At 67.7% G+C, this 2,823-nt stretch carries 2 protein-coding genes; one reads left to right on the top strand and one right to left on the bottom strand.

The features are described from left to right. On the bottom strand, positions 1-1,269 hold a 1,269-nt coding region (locus D769_RS19840), incomplete at its 3' end, for a DEAD/DEAH box helicase (protein ID WP_008648737.1). A 240-nt stretch (positions 1,270-1,509) separates the two neighbouring features. On the opposite strand from D769_RS19840, the gene D769_RS19835 reads away from it, so the two are divergent. Further along, positions 1,510-2,823, top strand: a 1,314-nt coding sequence (locus D769_RS19835; protein ID WP_008648735.1) for a ClcB-like voltage-gated chloride channel protein, incomplete at its 3' end; no start/stop codon positions are given.

Genomic DNA, 2,823 nt, shown 5'->3' with positions numbered 1-2,823 from the left:
AGGCTGGCGGCGCTCGCCACCGTTGCCGGCACTCCCCTGGCCGTTGCCGCGCGGCTGACCGCCACGCTGCTGTTGCCGGCCCTTCTGGATCGGCTCGGCCTTGATGCTCGGATCGACTTCGAAACCGGGCAGCAGCACCTGTTCGATCTGGCGCTTGATCAGGCGCTCGATATCACGCAGCAGACCGTGCTCGTCCACGCAGACCAGCGAGATCGCCTCGCCTTCGGCGCCGGCACGACCAGTACGGCCGATACGGTGCACGTAGTCCTCGGGCACGTTAGGCAGATCGAAGTTGACCACGTGCGGGAGCTGGTCGATGTCGATGCCGCGTGCGGCGATGTCGGTGGCCACCAACAGGCGCAGCGTGCCGGCCTTGAACTCGGTCAGCGCGCGCGTACGGGCCGACTGGCTCTTGTTGCCGTGGATCGCCAGCGCGGAGAGGCCGTCCTTGGTCAGCTGTTCGGCCAGCCGGTTGGCGCCATGCTTGGTACGCGTGAACACCAGCACCTGATGCCAGTCGTGCTGACGCACCAGATGGGCCAGCAGTTCGCGCTTGCGCTCCCGGTCGACCGGGAACACGCGCTGCGCCACGGTTTCCGCCGTGGTATTGCGGCGTGCCACCTCGATCGACGCCGGGTTGTCCAGCAGGCGATCGGCCAGCGCGCGGATTTCGTCCGAGAACGTGGCCGAGAACAGCAGGTTCTGCCGCTTGGGCGGCAGAACGTTCAGGACCTTGCGGATATCGTGGATGAAGCCCATGTCGAGCATGCGGTCGGCTTCATCGAGCACCAGCAGTTCCACGTGCGAGAGGTCGATCGTGCGCTGCGCCACATGGTCCAGCAGACGGCCAGGCGTGGCCACCACGATGTCGACACCGCGCCTGAGCGCTTCGATCTGCGGATTGATGCCGACACCGCCGAACATCACCATCGAACGCAGCTTCAGATACTTGCCATAGTTGCGCACGCTCTCTTCGACCTGCGCGGCCAGTTCACGCGTGGGCGTCAGCACCAGCGCGCGCACGTTCGGGCGCGCGCCGCGGGGCGCATTGCCGCCATTGGCACGCGCGGCGGATTCGGAGAGCAACTGCAGCATCGGCAGCGTGAAACCTGCCGTCTTGCCGGTGCCGGTTTGCGCACCGGCAAGAAGATCGCCACCTTTGAGAATTGCGGGAATGGCTTGCGCCTGAATCGGGGTCGGCGTGGTGTAGCCCTGTTCGGCCACGGCACGCACCAGCTTGTCGGACAAGCCGAGTTCGGAAAAAGACATGAAATGACGCTTCGGCCGCCCGTCGCGCAAGAAAGTGCGCCAATCGTGGGGCAGCTCGGGTAGAAAACCGTTACCTGAGGGTCAGGTTCGGCGGGACAGGTCGATTGCCCCCGTCTCCGATCAGGAAAGGGCCGTAGTGTACCAGTCCGGCGAGAGACCCGGAGCGATACGATATCGAGGTGGCGCTGCGCTATCATTGCGGCCACCCGGCCCGCCCCCCCACCGTCACCGCTCATCGCCATGCGGCTCCGTTTTCTCGAAGATCAGGAAGTCACGCTTTTCGCGGCCATCCCCGTGGGGATCCTGGCCGGCATCGTCACGACGCTGTTCAAGGCCGCGCTCGAATCGAGCGGGCTGGTCATGTTCGGCACCGAGGCGGACATCGTCATGGTGTTCGCAGGGCTCGCCGTGGCCTGGCGCGTGGTGATCCCCGCACTTGGCGGCGCGCTGGCCGGCGCGTTGCTCGTGCTGGCCAATCGCCTGGCTGCCGCCGAGCCCGGCCCGGCCGACTACATGGACGCGGTATCTCGCGGCACGGGGCAGCTGCCGCTGAAGATCACGCTGCTGCGCTCGTTGTCGTCGTTCTGCTCGATCATCTCGGGCAGTTCGGTCGGCAAGGAAGGCGCGATGATCCAGCTTGCGGCGCTATGCGGCTCGCTGTTCCCGTCGGCGCGCGCCGACCACACCTCGGGCGACACCAATATGCGCCGGATGCTGACCGCCTGCGGCGCGGCAGCCGGCCTGGCCTCGGTCTATCACACGCCGCTTTCGGCCGCCGTCTTCGTCGCCGAAGTCGTGTTCGGCGCACTGGCCGTGCAGCGACTGATGCCGCTATTCCTGGCTTCGGTGGCGGGCGCGATGGTCAGCCAGTGGCATGGCGGCCTGCAACCGCTCTATCCCGGCCTCCATATCGAACCCGACCTGCGCCCGCAGATGCTGATGGCAGCGGTCTTGCTCGGCGTGCTGGCCGGCGCGGCCGGTGCCCTGTTCATGCGCGCCACCACGATCGCACGCAACGGCTTCCGTCACGTGCCCGGTGGCCCGGTCGCCCGTCTGGCGCTCGGCGGCGCACTGGTCGGGCTGCTGGCAATCGTGGTGCCGGAGGTGGTCGGCAACGGCTACTTCACGATCCAGACGATCCTCCAGGGCCATCCGCTGTCGGTGCCGGTCTGGGGCGTGCTCGTGGCGAAGCTCGTGGCCACCGTGACCAGCATCGGTTCGGGCGCGGTGGGCGGTGTCTTCACGCCGTCGCTGTTCGTCGGCGCGGCGCTTGGCCAGTTGCTGGCGATGCTGGTGCCCGGTGGCGGCATGACCCCGGTGCTGCCGCTGGTCGGCATGACCGCGTTCCTGGCGGCTACCAGCCAGGCGCCGCTGATGTCGGTGCTGATGGTGTTCGAGATGACGCTGGCCCCGGCGCTGCTGCTGCCGTCGATGATCGGCGCCGTGGCGGCCTACTACACGGCGTCACGCTGCCAGACCCTGTCGCTCTACAGCGTGGTGGTGGAGCGCGAGCAGGCCTCCGCGGCCGCCGAGCGCGCCCGCAGGCTCCAGCTG

This window comes from Cupriavidus sp. HMR-1, assembly GCF_000319775.1.
Taxonomy (GTDB): domain Bacteria; phylum Pseudomonadota; class Gammaproteobacteria; order Burkholderiales; family Burkholderiaceae; genus Cupriavidus; species Cupriavidus metallidurans.
The sequence above is the reverse complement of the archived record's forward strand: the minus strand, read 5'-3'. Positions and strand labels throughout refer to the sequence as shown.